The sequence below is a fragment of the Shimia gijangensis genome (assembly GCF_900142085.1).
Classification (GTDB): Bacteria; Pseudomonadota; Alphaproteobacteria; order Rhodobacterales; family Rhodobacteraceae; genus Shimia; species Shimia gijangensis.
Genome location: NZ_FQZQ01000007.1, coordinates 91,315 through 113,240 on the forward strand (window position 1 = coordinate 91,315; position 21,926 = coordinate 113,240).

General features: G+C 57.0%; 26 protein-coding genes. 23 read left to right on the forward strand and 3 right to left on the reverse strand.

The genetic code is table 11. The annotated features are described in order from the left end of the window. The first annotated feature begins 2 nt into the window (after nucleotides 1-2). Entirely contained in the window at nucleotides 3-875 is an 873-nt protein-coding gene (locus BUC32_RS08025) for a 50S ribosomal protein L11 methyltransferase (RefSeq protein ID WP_073251427.1), read from the forward strand. Between the two features lie 76 nt (nucleotides 876-951). Further along, on the forward strand, nucleotides 952-1,335 hold the full coding sequence (locus BUC32_RS08030; RefSeq protein ID WP_073251429.1) for a hypothetical protein: 384 nt from the start codon (nucleotides 952-954) through the stop codon (nucleotides 1,333-1,335). 160 nt (nucleotides 1,336-1,495) lie between these two features. Here BUC32_RS08030 and BUC32_RS08035 read toward each other — a convergent pair whose 3' ends face one another. Continuing rightward, nucleotides 1,496-1,696 carry a DUF1127 domain-containing protein gene (locus BUC32_RS08035; RefSeq protein WP_073251431.1) on the reverse strand — a complete coding sequence of 67 codons (201 nt, stop codon included), beginning with the start codon at nucleotides 1,694-1,696 and terminating at the stop codon, nucleotides 1,496-1,498. Between the two features lie 333 nt (nucleotides 1,697-2,029). Between BUC32_RS08035 and ruvC the strand changes: the two genes are divergently transcribed. The 20 genes from ruvC (at nucleotide 2,030) to folD (ending at nucleotide 19,842) form a co-directional block, all read left to right on the forward strand. Continuing rightward, on the forward strand, nucleotides 2,030-2,539 hold the full coding sequence (gene ruvC / locus BUC32_RS08040) for a crossover junction endodeoxyribonuclease RuvC (protein ID WP_073251434.1): 510 nt from the start codon (nucleotides 2,030-2,032) through the stop codon (nucleotides 2,537-2,539). After that, nucleotides 2,536-3,225 carry a Holliday junction branch migration protein RuvA gene (gene ruvA / locus BUC32_RS08045; RefSeq protein ID WP_073251436.1) on the forward strand — a complete coding sequence of 230 codons (690 nt, stop codon included), beginning with the start codon at nucleotides 2,536-2,538 and terminating at the stop codon, nucleotides 3,223-3,225. Before ruvC ends, ruvA begins: the two co-directional genes overlap by 4 nt. Nucleotides 3,226-3,228: 3 nt before the next feature. After that, a complete protein-coding gene (gene ruvB, locus BUC32_RS08050) occupies nucleotides 3,229-4,254 on the forward strand; it encodes a Holliday junction branch migration DNA helicase RuvB (protein WP_073251586.1) in 1,026 nt (341 codons plus the stop codon). A 117-nt stretch (nucleotides 4,255-4,371) separates the two neighbouring features. After that, the gene (locus BUC32_RS08055) at nucleotides 4,372-5,007 is read left to right on the forward strand and encodes a hypothetical protein (protein ID WP_073251438.1); all 636 of its coding nucleotides are present in this window, start codon (nucleotides 4,372-4,374) and stop codon (nucleotides 5,005-5,007) included. Further along, the gene (thpR, locus tag BUC32_RS08060; protein WP_073251440.1) at nucleotides 5,007-5,552 is read left to right on the forward strand and encodes an RNA 2',3'-cyclic phosphodiesterase; all 546 of its coding nucleotides are present in this window, start codon (nucleotides 5,007-5,009) and stop codon (nucleotides 5,550-5,552) included. The genes BUC32_RS08055 and thpR overlap by 1 nt, the downstream gene beginning before the upstream one ends. Nucleotides 5,553-5,636: 84 nt before the next feature. Next, on the forward strand, nucleotides 5,637-6,023 hold the full coding sequence (ybgC, locus tag BUC32_RS08065) for a tol-pal system-associated acyl-CoA thioesterase (RefSeq protein ID WP_073251442.1): 387 nt from the start codon (nucleotides 5,637-5,639) through the stop codon (nucleotides 6,021-6,023). A 115-nt stretch (nucleotides 6,024-6,138) separates the two neighbouring features. Next, entirely contained in the window at nucleotides 6,139-6,807 is a 669-nt protein-coding gene (gene tolQ / locus BUC32_RS08070; RefSeq protein ID WP_073251444.1) for a protein TolQ, read from the forward strand. A gap of 3 nt (nucleotides 6,808-6,810) precedes the next feature. Beyond that, entirely contained in the window at nucleotides 6,811-7,281 is a 471-nt protein-coding gene (gene tolR / locus BUC32_RS08075; RefSeq protein WP_073251447.1) for a protein TolR, read from the forward strand. Nucleotides 7,282-7,289: 8 nt separating this feature from the next. After that, nucleotides 7,290-8,372 (forward strand): energy transducer TonB, encoded by a 1,083-nt coding sequence (locus BUC32_RS08080; RefSeq protein WP_073251449.1) that lies wholly within the window; start codon nucleotides 7,290-7,292, stop codon nucleotides 8,370-8,372. After that, nucleotides 8,369-9,685, forward strand: a complete 1,317-nt coding sequence (gene tolB / locus BUC32_RS08085; RefSeq protein ID WP_073251451.1) for a Tol-Pal system beta propeller repeat protein TolB — start codon at nucleotides 8,369-8,371, stop codon at nucleotides 9,683-9,685. Before BUC32_RS08080 ends, tolB begins: the two co-directional genes overlap by 4 nt. Before the next feature lie 75 nt (nucleotides 9,686-9,760). Further along, on the forward strand, nucleotides 9,761-10,273 hold the full coding sequence (pal, locus tag BUC32_RS08090) for a peptidoglycan-associated lipoprotein Pal (RefSeq protein ID WP_073251452.1): 513 nt from the start codon (nucleotides 9,761-9,763) through the stop codon (nucleotides 10,271-10,273). 16 nt (nucleotides 10,274-10,289) lie between these two features. Next, a complete protein-coding gene (locus BUC32_RS08095) occupies nucleotides 10,290-11,132 on the forward strand; it encodes a tetratricopeptide repeat protein (protein WP_073251588.1) in 843 nt (280 codons plus the stop codon). Then, nucleotides 11,123-12,370 (forward strand): tRNA lysidine(34) synthetase TilS, encoded by a 1,248-nt coding sequence (gene tilS / locus BUC32_RS08100; protein WP_073251454.1) that lies wholly within the window; start codon nucleotides 11,123-11,125, stop codon nucleotides 12,368-12,370. Before BUC32_RS08095 ends, tilS begins: the two co-directional genes overlap by 10 nt. A gap of 100 nt (nucleotides 12,371-12,470) precedes the next feature. Beyond that, nucleotides 12,471-14,405 (forward strand): ATP-dependent zinc metalloprotease FtsH, encoded by a 1,935-nt coding sequence (ftsH, locus tag BUC32_RS08105; protein WP_073251456.1) that lies wholly within the window; start codon nucleotides 12,471-12,473, stop codon nucleotides 14,403-14,405. Between the two features lie 9 nt (nucleotides 14,406-14,414). After that, nucleotides 14,415-15,197: a methyltransferase gene (locus tag BUC32_RS08110; RefSeq protein ID WP_073251458.1), complete on the forward strand. Its 783-nt coding sequence runs from the start codon at nucleotides 14,415-14,417 to the stop codon at nucleotides 15,195-15,197. Nucleotides 15,198-15,217: 20 nt separating this feature from the next. Further along, a complete protein-coding gene (locus tag BUC32_RS08115; protein ID WP_073251459.1) occupies nucleotides 15,218-15,844 on the forward strand; it encodes an MOSC domain-containing protein in 627 nt (208 codons plus the stop codon). Between the two features lie 141 nt (nucleotides 15,845-15,985). After that, entirely contained in the window at nucleotides 15,986-17,662 is a 1,677-nt protein-coding gene (locus BUC32_RS08120) for a formate--tetrahydrofolate ligase (protein WP_073251461.1), read from the forward strand. Nucleotides 17,663-17,716: 54 nt separating this feature from the next. Beyond that, the gene (locus BUC32_RS08125) at nucleotides 17,717-18,022 is read left to right on the forward strand and encodes a chorismate mutase (protein WP_073251463.1); all 306 of its coding nucleotides are present in this window, start codon (nucleotides 17,717-17,719) and stop codon (nucleotides 18,020-18,022) included. A 10-nt stretch (nucleotides 18,023-18,032) separates the two neighbouring features. After that, nucleotides 18,033-18,926 carry a bifunctional 5,10-methylenetetrahydrofolate dehydrogenase/5,10-methenyltetrahydrofolate cyclohydrolase gene (locus tag BUC32_RS08130; RefSeq protein WP_073251465.1) on the forward strand — a complete coding sequence of 298 codons (894 nt, stop codon included), beginning with the start codon at nucleotides 18,033-18,035 and terminating at the stop codon, nucleotides 18,924-18,926. Between the two features lie 13 nt (nucleotides 18,927-18,939). Further along, nucleotides 18,940-19,842: a bifunctional methylenetetrahydrofolate dehydrogenase/methenyltetrahydrofolate cyclohydrolase FolD gene (gene folD / locus BUC32_RS08135; protein ID WP_073251467.1), complete on the forward strand. Its 903-nt coding sequence runs from the start codon at nucleotides 18,940-18,942 to the stop codon at nucleotides 19,840-19,842. 66 nt (nucleotides 19,843-19,908) lie between these two features. On the opposite strand, the gene BUC32_RS08140 is transcribed toward folD, so the two are convergent. After that, nucleotides 19,909-20,319, reverse strand: coding sequence for a PaaI family thioesterase (locus tag BUC32_RS08140; protein ID WP_073251469.1), 411 nt, complete (start codon nucleotides 20,317-20,319; stop codon nucleotides 19,909-19,911). A gap of 127 nt (nucleotides 20,320-20,446) precedes the next feature. Between BUC32_RS08140 and BUC32_RS08145 the strand changes: the two genes are divergently transcribed. After that, nucleotides 20,447-21,121 (forward strand): LytTR family DNA-binding domain-containing protein, encoded by a 675-nt coding sequence (locus BUC32_RS08145; RefSeq protein ID WP_073251471.1) that lies wholly within the window; start codon nucleotides 20,447-20,449, stop codon nucleotides 21,119-21,121. Between the two features lie 101 nt (nucleotides 21,122-21,222). On the opposite strand, the gene pdeM is transcribed toward BUC32_RS08145, so the two are convergent. Then, nucleotides 21,223-21,885: a ligase-associated DNA damage response endonuclease PdeM gene (pdeM, locus tag BUC32_RS08150; RefSeq protein ID WP_073251473.1), complete on the reverse strand. Its 663-nt coding sequence runs from the start codon at nucleotides 21,883-21,885 to the stop codon at nucleotides 21,223-21,225. Between the last annotated feature and the right edge of the window lie 41 nt (nucleotides 21,886-21,926).

Below are 21,926 nucleotides of genomic sequence, written 5' to 3' on the forward strand. Positions count from 1 at the left end.
ACATGCCCACTTTCACCGCCCTGACCACTCTTTTTGGCAAAGACAACGCTGAAAAACTAAGCGATGCGCTTGAACGCCTGATCCCTGAGCCCACGGGCGTTGGCGTGTTCGAGATGGAAGACGGATCAGGTCTGTGGGAAGTGGGCGCCTATTTCACCGAAGCACCTGACGAAACCGGTTTGGCGCTGTTGGTTGCGGCCTTTGGAGCAAAGCCTTTTGCGGTGTCTGAATTGCCCGAAGTGGATTGGGTTTCAAAAGTGCGCCGCGAGTTGGTGCCGGTCGAAGCTGGCCGGTTCTTTGTCTATGGCAGCCACGATGCTGACAAGGTCCCGGAAAAGTGCGAACCTTTGTTGATCGAAGCTGCGATGGCGTTTGGCACCGGGCACCACGGCACCACCTTGGGCTGCCTCAAAGCATTGGACCGGTTGGCAAACGAAGGTTTCGTGGGGCAAAGTGTTGCCGATATCGGATGCGGCACGGCGGTGTTGGCTATGGGCGCTGCACGCATCTGGCCCAACCCGGTGATTGCCAGCGATATTGACGAAGTGGCTGTCGATGTGGCCGAGGCCAATGTGGTGGCCAATGCGCTGCAAGGTAAGGTGGTCTGTGTTGAGGCCGCCGGCTTTGGACATCCCGATCTCGCATCACGGGCGCCATTTGATTTGGTATTTGCCAATATCCTCAAAGCCCCTCTGATTGATTTATCACCTGATATGAGCGCCAATATTCAGGCAGGCGGTTATGCTATTCTGTCGGGCATTCTGAATGAACAGGCGGATGAAGTGGTCGCCGCCTATGACGCCAACGGTTTTGACGTACACACCCGTGAAGAAGTCGGTGAATGGACAACACTGACATTGACCTCACGTCACTGAATTAAGGCAAACCCGCCGCAATTTGAGGGGTTTGCCACACTTTCGCCACAATTTGATGACATTGTGAACACGTTCGGTGGGGGCCGAGCTGAAGAAGGCTGTCATGACTGATTCGTATGACGATTTCCAAAACCGCGTTTCCCGCATCTATAAGAAGCGGGAGAAACGTTCATTTTTCCGTAAAAATACGCGCGCCGTGTATTCTGTCAATCAGGACGGCTACACGGTCATTCGCGGTGCGAAATATCGTAAACCCATCCCATGGACCGGCCTGATCTTTGTGCTGGCAGCGTTCTTTGGTGTGAAGGGAACGATTATTTCTCAGGTGGGCCCGGATATCTTTCAAAGCCAGATCGCGAATGGCGAGTCCGCGGGCTGGGTCGAAAAAGCCGGTGCCTGGACCATGCAACCAGATCCAATTTCGGACTGGGTTGCCAAAAAAATCAAATCTTTTAGCTGACTCTCCAATTCAGCGTAAAGCGGCTCCGACGTTACTGTCGGGGCCGTTTTCATTTGTGACCCATACAGACGAAAAATTGACGAAAAAAAACCGCAGCCGGGAGGAGGCTGCAGTTTCTTTGATCTTGCGATCCGAAAACAAGGCTAAGCGGAAATTCGGCTTATCCCAGAGTTTCGATGTCGTTGCGCGACAGGCCAATATCGTCCAGCTCGCGGTCGCTCAGGGAGGCCAAAGCGTTGCGTGTGACGCGGGCTTCGTTCCATGTCGAGAAACTGGCTACGATGCCTGCGAAGGAGCGGCCAATACGGCCAGCGATGCCTACAGTTTCAAACTGCACGCGGGTGGTGTCAAATGCGGCCATATCAATGTTCCTTCTGTTTGGGTTGATGGTCTGCGTTTTCGATAATCGCCATTTAGGCCCGCTTTATCGGCTCCGCAAGCAGGAGAAAAAGCATACCTCCTATGCAATTTTCGCATGGGTCAAATGAGCGGTAACCCGTGGTTACAAAAGGTAAAAATGCGTGTTCAAAAGTGTCGCTTTCAGATATTTCAGGTGTCGTATTTGGACGCAGAAATGCCCCCATTGCATAGGAAGGTCTGATCTATGATCTGAGTGCAAAGCTCTTGGCGTTTGTTCTGGTTTTGTGCTACTGCTTCAAAAAAGCAACAGATATCGGGCAGGTTGGGAAAAATAATGCGGGTTTTAGGAATCGACCCCGGTTTGCGGAACATGGGCTGGGGTGTGATTGAGGCTGAAGGCAGTCGTTTGAGCCATGTGGCCAATGGGATTTGTCACTCGGTGGGCGAAGATTTGGCAACAAGGTTGCTATCTTTGCACGAACAACTGACCGAAGTGGTGGTGCAATATCAACCGGATCAGGCGGCTGTAGAGAATACATTTGTCAACAAAGACGGCGTCGGCACGCTGAAACTGGGCCAGGCGCGCGGCATCGCGTTGCTGGTGCCCGCTCAGGCTGGGTTGCTGGTGGGCGAATATGCGCCCAACAAGGTTAAGAAAACAGTGGTCGGCGTGGGCCATGCGGAAAAGCATCAGGTCGAGCATATGGTGAAGCTGCAACTGCCGGGGGTGAAGATCAACGGTGCCGATGCGGCGGATGCATTGGCGATTGCGATTTGCCACGCGCATTATACACCTCGCCCAGGCACAGGGCTGGAAGCCGCATTGCGGAGGGCCAACGCATGATTGGCAAGATTTCCGGACGGATTGAGTATCGAAGCATTGACCACGTGCTGATCGACGTGCGTGGCGTGGGCTATATTGTCTACTGCTCTGACAGGACCATGGCGACGTTGCCCTCCAACGGCGAGGTTGTGGCGCTGTATACTGACCTTGTGGTGCGCGAAGACCTGTTGCAGTTGTTTGGTTTCACCACGCTTTTGGAAAAAGAATGGCATCGCTTGTTGATGAGCGTGCAGGGCATCGGTGCCAAAGCGTCACTGGCCATCCTTGGCACCCTGGGGGCCGAAGGGGTTGGCCGTGCAATCACCCTGGGCGATGTGACCGCAATTAAGGCGGCTAAAGGTGTCGGTCCCAAAACCGCGCAACGCGTGGTGATTGAACTCAAAGACAAAGCGCCGGGAGTGATGGCGCTGGGCGGCACATTGGCCGCGGCCGGTGGTGCGGCGCCGGCGTCTGAGGATGCGCTGTTGGAACCGTTCGACCCGCCGGCGAAACCTACCGTTGCACCGGTGGCGAGCGGGGCTGCCGCAGCCTCGGCGCAGGCCGAAGCACTGTCCGCACTAAGCAACCTTGGCTACGGTCCGGGTGATGCGGCGGCGGCTGTGGCACAGGCCGCAAGTGACGCACCTGGGGCTGAGACACCGGATTTGATCCGAGCCGCGCTGAAGCTTTTGGCGCCGAAAGGGTAGATGATGGATCAGCCAGACCCGAACCTGCGCCCTGAGCCGCGCCCCGGTGATGCAGATCGTGCCCTGCGCCCACAAGCTTTGGATGAATTTGTTGGGCAAGCCGAAGCGCGTGCCAACCTGAAAGTGTTCATCGAATCTGCGCGCCGTCGCGGTGAGGCGATGGATCACACATTGTTCCACGGGCCTCCCGGCTTGGGCAAAACCACGCTGGCCCAGATTATGGCACGTGAGTTGGGGGTGAATTTCCGCATGACGTCTGGGCCTGTCTTGGCCAAGGCCGGTGATCTGGCCGCGATCCTGACCAACCTCGAGACGCGTGATGTGTTGTTCATCGACGAAATTCACCGTTTGAACCCGGCGGTCGAAGAGGTGCTCTATCCAGCGATGGAGGATTTTGAGCTGGATCTGGTGATTGGCGAAGGGCCTGCTGCACGCACAGTGCGGATTGAGTTGCAGCCTTTCACGCTGGTCGGCGCGACCACCCGGCTGGGCCTGCTGACCACGCCGCTGAGGGATCGGTTTGGCATTCCAACGCGGCTCCAGTTTTATACCGAAGATGAATTGCACGACATTGTGACGCGCAATGCCCGCAAGCTTAATGTGCCTGCCGATGATGGCGGTGCGCGTGAAATTGCGCGTCGCTCACGCGGAACTCCGCGGATTGCCGGGCGCTTGTTGCGGCGGGTGGTGGATTTCGCACTTGTCGAAGGCGACGGACGTGTCACGCAACAACTGGCGGATGGGGCGCTGACCCGGCTGGGGGTGGATCATTTGGGGTTGGATGGTGCGGACCGGCGGTATCTGGCCTTTATTGCTGAAAATTATGCCGGTGGGCCGGTAGGAATTGATACGATCAGTGCTGCGCTTAGTGAGGCGCGCGATGCGCTGGAAGAGGTGATCGAGCCGTTTTTGTTGCAGCAGGGGTTGATCCAGCGCACACCGCGGGGGCGGATGTTGGCGCAAAAAGCCTGGCAGCATCTTGGGCTGGCGGCTCCAAAACGCCCCGATCAGAACGATTTGTTCAAATAGGCCCATAAGGCTCTGATTGAGTATTTTTGAAATATTGAAGCCCGGATGTCGGAGTCCGGGGCTTGCCTTTGGTGTTGTGACGTTGGAAACAGGCGCCACAAAACGACGGAGAGCACTATGACGCCCGAGCAGATCGAAGCCCTGTTCACCCGAAAGGACGGATCCTACACGTTTGCGCGCTGGGGACGACCCATTGCGCCAGTGGTGTTCGGCGTTGAAGATTCCACGGTGCCAGTTGTCAAAGGCGCGATTGAGGCGGTGGCGACCCTGGCGGGTCACAGTATGGCCGAAACGGACCCCGAGCTGGGGGCCAATCTGATGGTGTTCTTTTTCCGGGAATGGAGCGAATTGCTTGGGATCCCCAAACTGGAAGAGTTGATCCCGAACCTTGGGCCCTTGGTGGGGCGCCTGCAGGACGCCGATGCCACGCAGTACCGCGCCTTTCGCTTTGACAATGACGGGGCCATTCAGGCAGCGTTTGTTTTTGTGCGTATGACCGATGAGATGGCGGAAATTCCGGCTGAAAGCCTGGCGTTGATCCAGGCGGTGCAGGTGGCCTTGTTGTGGTCAGATAGTGCTTTTGCGCAAACGTCTCCATTGGCGGTGTTGCCAGACAATGGAGCGACCGTGTTGAAGCCAGAGATAGCGGCGATCATTGCAGCAGCCTATGACCGGATGATGCCAGTGGCGGCAAATGATGCCAGCCACGCGCTGCGCCTGTTTGCCCGGCTCAGGCTTGATCCTGAAAGCTGATGCGTTGTTTTCTGGCCATTGACCTGCCAGAAGAGGCGCGCCAGCAGGTGTCCGAACTTCAGGCGCATCTGCGTGCGGGCCGCAAAGTGCCGGAAGAGAATTTGCACCTGACATTGGCGTTTCTGGACGATCAGCCGGACTATATTCTGGAAGATTTGAACGCGGGCCTCAGCGAATTGCAGTTTGACCCCTTCGACTTGATCCTTTCGGGATTGGATATGTTTGGGGGCAAGCGCCCACGCGTTTTGTTTCTTCGGGCCCTGGCCACGCCTGCGCTGAGTGACTTGCACCGGCGGGTGAAGCAAGCTCTGAGGGAAGTTGGCATTGAAATGCCACGCGAGCGTTTTCGCCCCCATGTGACACTTGCCCGGTTCCGCCGAGACCTGATCGACGATGACACCGCGCGCATCGGTGGGTTTCTGGCGGCGCGGGGAGATGCTGTCCTGCCTCCTTTTGAGGTCACGCAGATATCGTTGTTTGGCTCAACCCTGCATCCGGAAGGCGCCGTCCATGAGGTGTTGGCGACTTATCCTGCAAGGGGATAGCGGATTTGGGTGACGCATAGGGTTGCACCTGTGGCGACTTCTTGGTCTTGTGGCGCGGTAAATCAAGCCAGTTCAGGTACCCTCATGACCCACAAGCTGACCATCCGCGTATATTACGAAGACACCGATATGGCGGGGATTGTCTATTACGCCAACTACCTGCGGTACATTGAGCGCGGGCGCAGTGAATGGGTGCGCGACAACGGCATGGACCAGAATGCCATGAAGGCCGACGGCGTGGTGTTTGCGGTGCGCCGGGTTGAGGCGGATTACCTGATGCCTGCGCATCTGGATGACGAATTGGTGGTGGAAACCACGGTGCAAAGCGTCACGGCCGCGCGCATGATGATGGAACAACATGTCAAACGCGGCGAAGAAATCCTGTTTCATGCCATCGTAACAGTGGTTTGCATCGGCGAAAGCGGTCAGCCAACACGCCTACCGGCAAAAGTTCGCCAAATGGTCCACTAAAAGGGGCGATTTCGCGCAGATGACGCCAAATTGATGGTGTTCCCCGTGTGTTTCCTGTAGTTTGCGTGCAAAACATGGCCTGAAAACGGGCCGAAAACAGAGCAGGCAGAATTCTATGGATGGTGATTTTTCCATGTGGAGGCAGATAGCTGATGCCTCCTTTGTGGTGCAACTTGTGATGGTGATGCTGGTGGGCGCGTCCTTTTGGTCGTGGTCGGTCATCATTCAAAAGCTTCTTTCTTATCGGGCCGCACGCAGTGAGGCCGCACGCTTTGATCGGTCTTTCTGGTCGGGAGAGCCGCTCGACGGTCTGTTCGAACAGATCGGCACGACACCTTCGGGGCGCTCCGAGCGTATTTTTGCGGCGGGCATGATGGAGTGGCGGCGCAGCCACCGTCAGGATGGCGGTCTGATTGCCAATGCCACCAGCCGGATTGACCGCAGCATGGATGTGGCCATCGCCAAAGAGGCCGAAGAGCTTGAAAAAGGCATTCAGATTCTTGCCACCGTGGGATCGACGGCGCCTTTCGTGGGCCTGTTCGGGACCGTCTGGGGTATCATGAATTCCTTTGTCGCCATTGCTGGCGAGCAAAACACCAATCTTGCCGTTGTGGCGCCGGGCATTGCCGAAGCGCTTTTGGCAACGGCTTTGGGCCTGTTGGCCGCGATACCGGCGGTGATTTTCTACAATAAGCTTAACGCCGACAGCAATCGGATCATCTCGGGCTATGAGGCCTTTGCAGATGAGTTTGCCACCATTCTCAGCCGCCAGCTGGACGCCTGAGCCATGGGGGCAGGGGTCATGAAAAAGCAAGGTGGCGGCGGGCGCAGACGCCGTCGGGGCCGCGCACAGCCAATGGCTGAGATCAACGTCACGCCGTTTGTCGATGTGATGCTGGTGCTCTTGATTATCTTTATGGTGGCGGCACCTTTGTTGACGGTTGGGGTTCCGGTGGAATTGCCCAAAACCTCGGCCAATCCGCTGCCTGGTGAGCAAGAGGCCCCGCTGACAGTAACCATTTCAGCTGACGGCACGGTGGCGATCCAGACCACACCCACGCCGATGGATCAGATGGTGACCAAACTGCGTGCCATCGCCGAAGAACGGTCATCGGACCGGGTGTATTTACGGGCCGATGGGGCGCTGCCTTATGAAACTGTGGTGCAGATCATGGGCGCGCTGAATGCAGGCGGATTTACTGATATCGGACTTGTGACCGATATTGGTGGACCTGCGCTTGACGGGCAAGGCAACTAGAGGGCCTCATGCATATCGGGCATTATATCTCGGGGGCGGCCCATGCCGGGGTGATTGGCTGGGCCCTTTGGGGCGGCGCGTTTCGTGACGAGCCGCCACCTTTCGAGGTGTCGGGTGTGTCGATTGTCACCACCGAGCAATTCGAAGCCGCCCTTGCGGCAGAACGAGCACCGCAGCCTGAAACAGATGTCACCGCGCCACAGGCCCCAACGCAGGCCGATGATGTGCCTTCGTTGACTTCGCAAACCGACGATGCCCCGGCGCTGGAGACTCCTGATAGCGCCGAAGCTCCAGAGCCCGACGCCACCCCCACGCCACCCGAAGAGGTTCCCGCTCCGTCTCAGCTGACCGATGTGGCCCCGACGCTGGAGCCCCCCAGCGAAGAAATGGCCGTTCTGATCCCGCGTGATACAACCCGGCCCATGGTGCGCCCGGCAGATCGCGTGGCGCCAGAACCCGTGGCCCCGCCTGAACCAGACACGGTTGTGGATGATGTGGTTAAAGAGACCACAACCCCCGACGATAGTGTCTCGGAAACCGTTGCTGAACCCGAAGAGGCCACAGCCCCCGAGGCCGCAACAACCGAAATTGTGACCGAGGCGAAAGAGCAGGTCGCTCTGGCGCCCAAAGCGTCGATCAGGCCCGTGCTGCGCCCCGCGTCCCGCCCCAAACCGCCCGCCGAAACAACAACGGATACACCGTCGTCGTCTTCATCATCGACCGATGCCGCCGTTGCCGAGGCTCTGGCAGAGACACCTGCTGCGCCATCAGGGCCGCCGTTGTCACAAGGCGAAAAAGACAGCATGCGGGTATCGGTGCAAAAATGCTGGGTTGTGGATGTTGGCGGTCAGTCTGCCAATGTGACGGTCACGGTCGGCTTTAGTCTGGATCGCGATGGAAAAGTCAAAGGGCCGGTGACCCTGTTGTCTTCGGATGGCGGGGACAGCAAAGCAGTGGACACGGCCTTTCAGTCGGCCCGCCGCGCCATACTGCGCTGTCAAAAAGGTGGCTATAAACTGCCGATCGAGAAATATGATCATTGGCGTGAGATCGAAATCACGTTTAATCCCGAGAAAATGAGGTTGAAATGATGCGACTGCTGGCGACCCTCCTGATAGGATTGATGGTGCTGGGGCAAATGGCTCAGGCGCAAAACGGACCGTTGCGGATTGAAATCACCGATGGTGTGATCGAACCGCTGCCGTATGCGGTGCCTGATTTTGTTGCTGAAACCTCAGGTGCGGCTGAGCTGGCTTCAAACCTCGCGCGGGTTGTTGCCGAAGACCTGAACGGCACCGGGTTGTTCCGGGAAATCCCTGCCAAGGCGCATATCAGCCAGATCACCAATTTTGCCTCACCGGTTCAGTTCGCGGACTGGAAGGCAATCAATGCGCAGGCTTTGGTGAGCGGCGCTGTGTCGGTTTCGGGCAACGACCTTGAGGTCAAGTTCCGGGTCTATGACGTGTTTGCAGGGCAGGAACTGGGCAATGGTCTGCGGTTCAAAGGCACAACCGAAGGCTGGCGCCGTATGGGCCATAAAGTGGCGGATGCGGTCTATAGCCGGATCACCGGCGAAGGTGGATACTTTGACAGCCGCGTGGTGTTTGTCAGCGAAAGCGGCCCCAAAAACGACCGCCGTAAACGGCTTGCGATCATGGATTATGATGGCGCAAACCTACAGTATCTGACCGACAGCAGCGCCATTGTTTTGGCACCACGATTTTCTCCAACCGGCGACAAGGTTCTGTATACCTCATACGAGACCGGCTTTCCCCGCGTGTTTGTTCTGGATGTGGGCAGTGTAGAGCGCCGGGTATTGCAAGATCAGGCTGGAACGATGAGCTTTGCGCCACGATTTTCACCCGATGGCAAAAGCGTGCTGATGTCGATCACTCAGAACGGCAACACTGACATTCACACGATGCCGGTCAATGGTCGCCAGACCAAACGTCTGACCTCATCGCCATCAATTGACACCGCCCCCAGCATTAGTCCCGATGGACAACAGATCGTCTTTGAAAGTGACCGTTCGGGCAATCAGCAGCTTTATGTGATGCCCGCAGGCGGAGGCGAGCCCAAGCGCATCAGCTTTGGTCAAGGGCGCTATGGCACCCCGGTGTGGTCGCCGCGCGGCGATCTGATTGCCTTTACCAAGCAAAACAAAGGCCGGTTCCATATTGGGGTCATGCGCACCGATGGCAGCGAAGAGCGTCTGCTCACAGCATCGTTTCTGGACGAAGGCCCGTCATGGGCCCCTAATGGCCGGGTGATCATGTTCACCCGCGAAACCCAGGGGTCTGACGGCACTGCCGCGCTCTATTCGGTGGATGTGTCGGGGCGCAATCTGAAGAAAGTCAAAGTGCAGGGCGGGGCGTCTGACCCGGCCTGGTCACCCCTGCAGTAAGCGGGACGGTTTGTTTATGGCGCGAGCTGTGATAAAACCTAGCAAACAAAAATACGCGAAGAGCGAGGCATTGAAATGAGCAGTTTTTCCAAAGTGGCGCTATTGCTGGCGGGCTTGGCCCTGGGCGCATGTAGCAACTCGGGCATCTTTGATCCGGATGATGCATCTGGCAGCGGGACGTCGGGGGCAAATTATGAAGCAGGCAGCGTCGATGATCCGACCTCTGTGGCCTATTTCCAGCAAAACGTTGGAGATCGGGTCCTGTTTCAGGTGGACCAGTCCGTGCTGACCGAAGAGGCCAAGCTGGTGTTGTTGAGCCAAGCCAACTGGCTTTTGGAAAACAGCGCCTATTCGGCTGTGATCGAAGGCCATGCAGATGAACAGGGCACCCGCGAATATAACCTCGCGCTGGGCGCGCGCCGGGCCAGCGCAGCCAAGGAATTTCTTGTGTCGCGCGGGATCGCTGACAATCGTCTGCGCACCGTGAGCTATGGCAAGGAACGTCCGCTTGAGGTGTGCTCTGCCGAAGCCTGTTACACCAAGAACCGCAGGGCTGTAACGATTTTGCAAGCCGACCTCACCGGTTGATGAAAAGGAGCGGATGATGCGTCTGATTGCTGTCTGTCTGATTGTTCTGGCCGGGGGGTTGCCCCGCGCTGCAGTGGCGCAAAACTCGGAAACTCTGGCGGATATTCGCCAACAGTTGACGGTTCTTTATGTCGAAATTCAGAGCTTAAAGCGTGAGTTGTCGACCACCCAAACACCACTGGGTGTTACCACGGCGGGTTCAACGCTTGAGCGGATAGATGCGATCGAAGCAGAGCTTCAGCGCCTGACAGGGCGTACCGAGCAGTTGAGCAATCGGGTCGAACATGTGGTCGAGGATGGCACCAACCGGGTCAGCGATCTTGAGTTTCGTCTGGTGGAACTGGAAGGCGGAGACGTTAGCCAGCTGGGCGAGACCACGACGCTTGGTGGTGATGTGGTGGTGCCTGCAACGCTCGGTGGCGGCGAAACCCAAACCGCAGCGCCAGAGACCTCCGAATTGGCCGTCGGTGAATCCGCAGATTACCAGCGCGCCAAATCGGCGCTGGACGGGGGCGATTATGTCAGTGCCGCCAATCAGTTTTCGGCGTTTCTGGATACATATCCCGGCAGCCCGTTGGCGCCCGAGGCCCATCTTGGCCGCGGCATGTCGCTTGAGGGACAGGAACCGCAAACCCAGGAGGCCAAGGCCGCTGTGGCGCGGGCCTATCTTGAAAGCTATTCGATCAACCTGCGCAGCCCTGTGGCAGATCAATCCCTGTTTCACCTCGGCAAAGCGTTGGGCGCTTTGGGCAAAACCAATGAGGCCTGCGTGACGCTTGGCGAAGTTCAGGTTCGTCATCCCGGTTCGGACATGGTGCTGCAGGCCCAAAGCGAGATGCGAAATCTGGGATGCCCGTAACGGCAACGAACGCCGAGCTTGCGGCCTCACTCGATTTACACTTTCTACACGGCGCGCCCCGGTCTGTTGGCGTTGCTGTCTCAGGTGGCAGCGACTCCGTGGCGTTGTTGCATCTCGTTGTTGGTTGGGCCCAGTCTAACAATGTAGGGGTGCGGGCCGTCACGATCGATCATGGCCTGAGGGCCGAAGCCAGGTCCGAGATCGAGCATGTGGCCGGGATTTGCCAATCCCTTGGTGTCCCTCATGATGTTGCTCTCTGGTCAGATTGGGATGGGTCCGGAAACCTTCAGGCGATGGCGCGCGACGCGCGTTACAGACTGCTGGCTGATTGGGCGGCGGATCATGGGGTTGACCAGATTGTACTGGGCCACACCCAAAACGATCAGGCCGAAACCTTTTTGATGCGCCTGTCGCGAAAGGCGGGCGTCGACGGATTGGCGGCTATGGACAGTCACTTTCAGCGCAATGGCCAGAATTTTGGCAGGCCGTTGCTGGATGTCTCACGCCAGACATTGCGGGCGTATTTATCCGAAATCGGTGAAACATGGTGCGAAGATGCCTCAAACTCTGATCCCAGGTTTTCGCGGGTTCGGGCGCGCGAAGTCCTGGGCCATCTGGCCTCATTGGATATTGATGCCGGGGCTCTCGCCGCAGTCAGCAACAATCTGTCCATGGCCCGGTCTGCGTTAGAGTTCTACACAGACGAGCGCGCGCGGCAGTGCTGTACGCTTGATCGTGGTGATATCGTTTTTGATCGCGCCACTTTGATGCGCCCGCCGTTCGAGATTGAAAATCGCCTTGTGACAGCCGCGATCAAGTGGGTGTCCGGAGCGCCATACGCACCGCGAAGCGAAGCTATGATGGGGGTGGCGCAGGCCCTGATGGATCAGAAAACAACGACGTTGTCGGGGTGTCTGGTTATGGCAACCGGGCAAACCGTCCGCATCATGCGCGAATATAAGGCCGTGCAAGATCTGGTTACTGTCTCACCGCGTTGGGATCGCTGGGCGCTGACAGGCCCTTGGCACGGCGGGCTACAAGTACGGGCTTTGGGCAAAGACGGGCTGCGGACCCTTACGGACTGGCGCGCCGCTGGATTGCCGCGCGCCAGTCTGTTGGCAAGCCCGTCGGTTTGGCAGGATGACACATTGATTGCAGCGCCGCTGGCCGCTTTTGGTGAGGGCTGGACGGCGAGTTTGTTGCAAGAACGGGCAAAATTCCTGTCTTTGACGGGCTGACCTGCCAATTATCGCATTGAACATGCTGGCGTGATGTCTATTTAACAGAGATGGCTGCTGTGTTAGGGACAGCCAAGACCGACGATTGGGAGATTTTGCCTTGGGCAACGCACGTAATATCGCATTCTGGGTGGTTCTGTTTCTGCTGATCGTAGCGCTGTTTCAGCTGTTCAGCGGTGGCAACAGCAACCTGCAAAGCCGGCCGATGGGCTATTCGGATTTTGTCGCTTCGGTGGAATCAGGCAATGTGGCCTCGGTTGTGCTGGATGGCGAACAGGTTCGTTACAAGACCGCGGATGGCACCGAGTATGTTACAGTAAAGCCAGATGATGCCTCAGTCACCAATCTGCTGATCGATAAGGGCGTGCCGGTCGAGGCCAAGTCACAACAACAATCCGGGTTCCAATCCTTTATTCTGTCTCTGTTGCCCTTCCTTCTACTGATCGGTGTGTGGATTTATTTCATGAACCGCATGCAGGGTGGCGGCAAAGGTGGCGCGATGGGCTTTGGCAAATCCAAAGCCAAGATGCTGACCGAAGAAAAACATGGCCGCGTGACGTTTGATGACGTGGCGGGCATCGATGAAGCCAAAGAAGAGCTGGAAGAGATTGTTGAGTTCTTGCGCAACCCGCAGAAATTCTCGCGGCTTGGCGGCAAAATCCCCAAGGGTGCGCTTTTGGTGGGCCCTCCCGGCACGGGTAAAACTCTGCTGGCGCGTGCGATTGCAGGCGAAGCGGGCGTGCCGTTCTTCACCATCTCGGGTTCTGACTTTGTGGAAATGTTTGTCGGTGTTGGTGCATCCCGTGTGCGCGACATGTTCGAACAGGCCAAAAAGAACGCGCCTTGTATCGTCTTTATCGACGAAATTGACGCTGTCGGTCGCCATCGTGGTGCCGGTTATGGCGGTGGCAATGACGAACGCGAGCAAACGCTGAACCAACTCTTGGTTGAGATGGACGGATTTGAAGCCAACGAAGGCGTCATCATTCTGGCCGCAACCAACCGCAAAGACGTGCTGGACCCTGCTTTGCTGCGTCCCGGCCGTTTTGACCGTCAGGTGGTTGTGACCAACCCAGACATCAAAGGCCGCGAAAAAATTCTGGGCGTGCATGCGCGCAAAACGCCTCTGGGCCCGGATGTCGACCTGCGCATCATTGCGCGTGGTTCCCCCGGTTTCTCAGGCGCTGATCTGGCCAACCTCGTCAATGAGGCCGCTTTGACAGCGGCCCGTGTTGGACGTCGGTTTGTGACCATGGAAGACTTTGAATTTGCCAAAGACAAAATCATGATGGGGGCCGAAAGGCGCAGCATGGTGATGACCACCGAGCAAAAAGAAATGACCGCCTATCACGAAGCAGGCCACGCGATTGTGGGCATCACATTGCCCAAATGCGATCCGGTCTACAAAGCCACGATTATTCCGCGCGGTGGCGCTTTGGGCATGGTGATGAGCCTGCCTGAAATGGACCGCCTGAATATGTTCAAAGAAGAATGCCACCAGCGTCTTGCTATGGCGATGGCGGGTAAGGCAGCCGAAATCATCAAATATGGTGAGGACGAAGTCTCCAACGGCCCGGCCGGTGACATTCAGCAGGCATCCGCTCTGGCGCGCGCCATGGTCATGCAGTGGGGCATGTCGGACAAAGTTGGCAATATTGATTATCAGGAAGCTGCCGCAGGCTATCAGGCCAATGGCGGGGCAGGTGGGTTCTCGGTTTCGGCATCGACCAAGGAAATGATCGAAAACGAAGTGAAGCGCCTCATTGATGAGGGCTATGTTCGTGCCGACAAGATCCTGAAAGACAAGAACGATGAGTTCGAACGTCTGGCCCAAGGGTTGTTGGAATATGAAACGCTGACCGGCGAAGAAATTCAGCGCGTGATCCGGGGTGAATCTCCGCATGTCGAAGATGACGACGATGATGCATCCGATGAGGGCAGCGCACCCAGCGTGACAGCGGTTCCAAAAACCAAGCCGCGCAAGAAGCCGGGCAGCGATAGCGGTCTAGAGCCCGAACCCGAACCCTCGGCATAAAGTCTGCGTATGACGCCTGACAAAAAAACAGATTGGAACCCCGGAGCCTATGAACGGTTTCGGGGTTTACGTTTGCAGCCTGCCTTGGATCTACTGTCCGCCGTCGGCAACGTGCCCGAGGGACCCGTGGTTGATCTGGGGTGTGGCAATGGTGCCGTGGGCGAGGCGCTGGTGGCGCGCTTTCCACAACGCGCAATTGTCGGCGTTGATAACTCGCCCGCGATGCTGGCCAAAGCGGCACGTACCCAAGCCTACAGCGACCTGCACGAGGCAGACATTGCCATCTGGCAGGCGGACACCCTTCCGGGTCTGATCTATTCAAACGCAGCCTTGCAGTGGCTTGGGGATCACAACACACTGATGCCGCGTCTGGTGCAGCATTTGCCCGCCGAGGGGGTGCTTGCCGTTCAGATGCCGCATCAAAACCCGGCGCCGTCACACCAAGGCTGGCAAGATGCCTTTGGTGCGTTGTTTGGGGATCGCCCTGTTGGTAAAGGGCCGGACATTCTGACCCCTGACGCCTACTTTGATCTGTTGTCGCCCTTTGGCGAGGTTCGGATCTGGGAGACCGAATACCTTCAGCAACTGGACCCGTCAGATTTGGGTCATCCGGTGCGCATGTTCACGGAAAGCACTTTTGCGCGCCCGTTCCTTGAGGCGGTGAATGCCCCCGAAAAGGCCCGGTTGATTGCCGCTTACGAAGAGGTTATGGCTCGGGCATATCCCCTGCGCCCGGACGGCTCGGTTCTGTTTGCCTTCAGACGGTTGTTCTTCACCCTGCGCAAGGCCTGACTGTTGAACGGAGCCGTTTCATGCCCGCCCTGATGCCAACCGAATACTATGCTGAGGTTTTGTTCCTTGGTCGTGTTATAGATAGTGCCGAAGATTTGCGCGCAGAGTCTTTGGATGAAATGGATTTGGGATTTGAGGGTATTTCCGAGGATGGTCATTCCGGTCTGACCCGCGCCTCTTGCAGCCGGGTCAAAGCGCAGTATCCGCGCGGTACAGAAATAGCCAACACACGGCAGGTGTCCATTCTTTCTGCCGAAGAGCTGGAAGAGATTTCCGACACGCTTGGCATCGACGAATTTGATCCCGCCTGGATTGGCGCGTCAATTATCCTGCGTGGCATTCCCGATTTCACCCATGTTCCGCCGTCGTCCCGTCTGCAAGCCGACAGCGGGGCCACGATTGTGGTGGATATGGAAAACCGCCCCTGCGTTTTGCCCGCCCGGGTGATTGAAAAAGAGGCCCCCGGTCATGGAAAAGGGTTCAAGGCCGCATCAACCGATAAACGCGGTGTGACGGGCTGGATCGAGCGCGAAGGCGTGATCCGTGTGGGGGATGTATTGCGACTGCACATTCCAGATCAGAGACTGTGGAGCGAGTTCGAAACAGCCCGTGCTGCAGCTGCAAAATTGGCCGCTCTGACGCAGTAATAAGTTTCCAAAACGAAACGTACACGCCCTTCCCGACGCAACACGCGTTGGAAATGTCGGAAATGCAACCCGACTCAGGGAAGGTTGGCGCTATGCCTGTGCTCAGAGTTTCTCCGCACATCTGCTGGATTAGGGATTATCATGAGCTACAAATCAGACATCGAAATCGCCCGCGAGGCAAAGAAACGCCCGATTCAGGAAATCGGCGCGAAAATTGGTATTGGGACGGATGACCTGCTGCCCTATGGCCACGACAAAGCCAAGGTGAGCCAACAGTTCATCAACTCGGTTAAATCCAAGGAAGACGGCAAGCTGATCCTTGTGACAGCGATCAACCCAACGCCCGCGGGCGAAGGCAAGACCACCACAACAGTGGGTCTGGGTGACGGTCTGAACCGCATCGGCAAAAACGCCATGATCTGTATCCGCGAAGCGTCGTTGGGTCCGAACTTTGGCATGAAGGGCGGCGCCGCAGGTGGCGGTTACGCACAAGTGGTGCCGATGGAGGACATGAACCTGCACTTCACAGGTGACTTCCACGCCATCACATCCGCGCACTCGCTGTTGTCGGCGATGATCGACAACCACATCTATTGGGGCAATGAGACCGAAATCGACATCCGTCGTGTTCAGTGGAAACGCGTTGTCGACATGAACGACCGCGCCCTGCGTCAGGTCAACGTTTCGCTTGGCGGCGTGGCCAACGGCTTCCCGCGTGAAGGTGGTTTTGACATCACAGTGGCTTCCGAAGTCATGGCGATCCTGTGTCTTGCCAACGACCTCAAAGACCTCGAGCAACGTTTGGGTGACATGATCGTGGCCTATCGCCGTGACCGTTCGCCCGTATTCTGCCGCGACATCAAAGCCGAAGGCGCGATGACCGTGTTGCTGAAGGACGCGATGCAGCCGAACCTTGTGCAGACGCTGGAAAACAACCCGGCGTTTGTGCACGGTGGTCCGTTCGCCAACATCGCCCATGGCTGTAACTCGGTCATCGCCACTTCAACCGCGCTGAAAGTGGCCGACTATGTCGTCACCGAAGCGGGCTTTGGTGCTGATCTGGGTGCTGAAAAGTTCATGAACATCAAATGCCGCAAAGCTGGTCTTGCACCCGATTGTGTGGTGCTGGTTGCGACTGTGCGTGCGATGAAGATGAACGGCGGCGTGGCCAAGGCTGATCTTGGCACTGAAAACGTCGATGCTGTGAACGAAGGTTGTGCAAACCTTGGCCGCCACATCGGCAACCTCAAGTCGTTTGGTGTGCCGGTTGTTGTCGCCATCAACCACTTTGTCACCGACACAGACGCCGAAGTTCAGGCCGTCAAAGACTATGTTGAAACCCAAGGCTCTGAAGCGATTGTTTCGCAGCACTGGGAATTTGGCTCGAAAGGCTCGGAAGAGCTGGCCAAACGCGTGGCTGAGATTGCTGACAGCGGCGTCAGCCAGTTCGCACCTCTCTATGCCGACGACCTGTCGCTGTTTGAGAAAATCGAACGCGTCGCCAAAGGCATCTACCGTGCCGATGACGTGATCGCAGACAAGAAAATCCGCGATCAGCTGCGTCTGTGGGAAGAGCAAGGCTACGGCCATTTGCCAGTCTGTATGGCCAAAACACAGTACTCGTTCTCGACCGATCCGACGCTGCGCGGCGCGCCCACAGGACACTCGGTGCCCGTACGTGAAGTGCGCCTGTCAGCAGGGGCTGGATTCGTCGTGGTTGTCTGCGGTGAAATCATGACTATGCCCGGTTTGCCCCGCACTCCAGCGGCAGAAACCATCTGCCTCAATGACGCAGGTGAGATCGAAGGCTTGTTCTAAGTCGAAAAATGCGCTTTCTGCGGCCCAAGTCACTTTGGGCCGCAGGAGACTACCATGACCTTTCTGAAACCTCCCCAAGATTGCCATTCGATGGAAGCGCTTCGCGCCGAAATTGATACGTTGGACAAGTCTTTGGTGACACTACTGGCGGCCCGGGCGGGATACATCGACCGCGCCATTGACCTGAAGCAGATCAACGGTTGGCCAGCACGTATCCCGGAACGGGTTGAAGAAGTGGTTAAAAACGCAACTCAACACGCCGAACACGAAGGGTTGAATCCTGACCTGGTCGAACAGCTTTGGCGACAATTGATAGAGTGGTCGATTGCCCGCGAGGCCGCGGTCATCGGAACCAAATAAAGGGGCGTCCATGCGCGCTGCAGTCATTGATGGCAAAGCCATCGCCGCTGAACTTAGGTCCGAGGTGAACCTGAAAGCGCAAGACCTTGCAAGCCAAGGTTGGCAACCGATGCTGATTTCCGTCAGCGTTGGAGATGCCGCCGCTTCCGAGATTTATGTGCGAAACCAGCAACGTCAGGCCAACAGCGCCGGCGTTGAGTTTGAGGCGCGCAACTATCCTGCCGAAACATCGCTGGAACAGCTTATCGGCATTCTGCAGGGCCTGAACGCTGATCCGCGCGTCAATGGCGTGATTATTCAACGCCCATTGCCAGATCATATCCCGGTGAAAGTGCTACAAAAGGCCGTACATCCGTTGAAAGATGTCGAAGGCATGCACCCCGCGTCCATTGGCAACATCGTCTACAACGACCTCGCCCTCGGGCCTTGTACCGCCGTGGCCTCTGTGGAAATCCTCAAAACTCTGCCGTTGCAGATGGAGGGGTTGAACGTCACCGTGATTGGCCATTCCGAGATTGTTGGCAAACCGATTGCCTTCTTGTTGATGGGCCTCGGGGCCACAGTGACTGTGTGTCATCATATGACCCGTTCGGTCGCGATGCACAGCCGCGCGGCGGACGCGGTGTTCGTCGCGGTCGGCAAACCCGGTCTGGTCACCGGAGACATGCTGAAACCCGGTGCGGCGTTGATTGATATTGGGATCAACCGCATAGAGACGCCAGACGGTCCGCGCACCGTTGGCGATGCAGATTTCGACAGCTGCGCCGAAGTGGCAGGCTGGATCACCCCTGTTCCGGGAGGCGTTGGCCCGGTGACAGTAGCGACATTGATGAAAAATGCCGTTCTCGCAACGCGCCTGCAAATGGATCACTACCGGGATGCCTATGCCCGGACCGATGTGTAAGAGGAAAGATAAAATGGCAGCAACAATTATCGATGGTAAGGCCTTTGCGGCCACCGTTCGCGAAAAAGTAGCGGCGCACGTAACCCGCATCAAAGAAGAAAACGGCATCACACCCGGCCTGGCCGTGGTGTTGGTGGGCGAAGACCCCGCATCTCAGGTTTATGTCCGCTCGAAAGGCAAGCAGACCGTTGAGGTTGGCATGAATTCTTACGAGTACAAAATGGACGTGGATACGTCGGAAGAAGACCTTCTGGCAGTGATCGACAAGCTGAACAATGATCCTGCGGTGCATGGCATTCTGGTGCAATTGCCGTTGCCTGGCCATTTGAACGAAGACCTGATCATCAACTCGATCTCACCCGCCAAAGACGTGGATGGGTTCCATATCTCAAACGTTGGCCTGTTGGGCACCGGTCAGAAATCCATGGTGCCTTGTACACCACTTGGGTGTCTGATGATGCTGCGTGACCACCACGGGTCACTGTCGGGAATGGACGCTGTCGTTGTTGGCCGATCAAACATCGTTGGTAAACCCATGGCGCAATTGCTGCTGGGCGACAGCTGTACTGTAACCATCGCGCATTCGCGCACCAAAGACCTGCCGGATGTTGTGCGTCGCGCCGATATCGTTGTGGCCGCCGTAGGGCGCCCTGAAATGGTGCCTGGTGGCTGGATCAAAGAAGGCGCCACCGTGATTGACGTGGGCATCAACCGCATCGATGCGCCGGAAAAAGGCGAAGGCAAAACCCGTCTGGTGGGCGACGTACATTATGAAAGCGCGGCTGCTGTGGCAGGGGCCATCACGCCAGTGCCCGGTGGCGTTGGTCCAATGACCATTGCGTGCCTGTTGGCCAATACAGTCACAGCCTGCTGTCGTGCCAACGGTCTGGCCGAGCCAGAAGGGCTGACTGCGTAAGCCCTGCCTGCGGCGCGAGTACTTTTTGCAAGATGAAGCTGGGGCGGCTCAAAGGAGCCGCCCTGTCTATTTGGGCAGAACGGGCACCATCGTGCCGGTCAACACAGCGATATGGCGATCCCCATCTTCGGTTTCTGCATAAACATCTGACTGCACGATCACCAGACGTCGCCCCGGTTTGATCACCCGACCTTCGGCGCGCAATCGGTGCCCCATGGCCGGGGCCAGAAGATTGATTTTGATTTCGGCGGTCAGGACTTCGGCGTTGCCGGGCATTACGGTCAAAGCCGCATATCCGGCGGCAGTATCTCCAAGCGCAAAGGTCAGAGCCGCATGGCCAAAACCTTGTTGCTGGGTGAAAGCTGGTAGTATGGGCGCGGCTAATGTGACAGCTCCCGAACTTATGTTCACAATTTCGGCACCTATCGAGTCCATCATGGACTGTGCAAAAAAACTCGCAGTAATCTTTTCTTTCATTTCAGGTGATAAAGTCACGTTCTTTCCCCTTATGGGTCCTGGGAGAATTTGAAAGACTCAGACCAACCTGACTTGGTGCCTGAATGAAATGGGCTGCCGCCACGGAGGAATATGGACAGGGTGGACTGTGAATAACAACAAATTAATCATTCTTCGCAAGACATACGCTTCGCTATTGTCACCGATCTGTCTCACGATTTGGATTGTTGCCACTGTGGTGGCCATCGTGGCGGGGCCTTTCGGGACTTTTTCGGTGCTCGCTTTTCTTGAACGTCTGGCCTTTTGGGGCCTGATTTCAAGCACTTCCATTGTTTTGGGATATGCTGGGGTGGCGGTGGCCAATATGCTGTGGTCGGATGATCGCGCCATCACCCGCAATCTTGTCGGCGCGGCCTTGGCAATTCTTGTCATTACGACAAATGTCTGGGCGATTTCACAAATGCCCGTATGGGGACCAGAGGAACGGCCCGGATTTGGCCTGCTGATGAGCTATATTACTTTGATTACGGGCGCGGCCAGCCTGGTCAAATATCTGGCCCAAACGGCATTGCCATGGGCTGTGGAAACTCCGGTTGCCAAGAATATTGCGCATGCCTCGCCACGTTTGATGCGCCGGATACCTGACGCGGCTGACAAATTCGTTTTGCACCTGTCGGTTCAGGATCATTTGGTTGAGGTAACGACCCAGGAAGAAACGCACTTAATTCGAATGCGTTTTCGAGATGCCCTTGATGAGCTGGATGGGGTCGAAGGTTACCGGGTACATCGCTCGCATTGGGTTGCCTCTTCGGCTGTGGATTAGATCGAAAAAGACCAATCCCGTCTGTTTTTAAAGTTGATCAATGGCACCCGCGTTCCGGTGAGCCGTGGCTATCGCCCGGTTTTGGAAGACGCCGGTCTGATCTAGCGCGCCATTGCAACAAGACGCGGGGTTTGGCCAGTGACAATGGCTCGGGCTTCTGGGCGCATCAGTTTGGTCAAAGCCTCATCGGTGCTGCGCAACCCGCCTGTATAGGTGCCAAAAGCAGGCAGGATCACCCTGTCAGAATCAAACAAAAACGCCGGACGTGAGATCGTGCGCAATCGTGTTTGGACCTGAACCTTTGGATGATAGTGGCCTGAAATTTCACCGCTTTTCCCCGGCTTTGCAATATGGCGAAAGCTCAGAGGGGGCAAGGGAAGTTCGGCCAGATGGCTGCCACCAAGATCAATAGGGCCGGGATCATGGTTGCCTTCGATCCAGACCCAGCGTCGACCGGCCTGAAGGCGTGAGACCCACAATCGGTCCTGTTCGGGCAAGGCTTCTGCCGCCGCCCGGTCATCGAAACTGTCGCCCAGACATATGATCGTGCCTGCATTGGTCAGGCGCAGATCACTTTCCAATCTGGTCAGCGTATCGCGTGTTTCATAAGGGGGCAGGCTGGGTCCGCCGCGGCGGGCAGTGCGTTCGCTTTTCCCCAGATGCAGATCGGAAACGCATAGAATATTGCGGTCCTCCCACCACAATGCGCCAGAACCAAGGGCGATCAGCTGGGCACCAGCAAGGGTGAAGGGAACTCCGTTCATGACGCTATTGGTGACCTAAATAGGGCGCAGGAGCAAGGGGT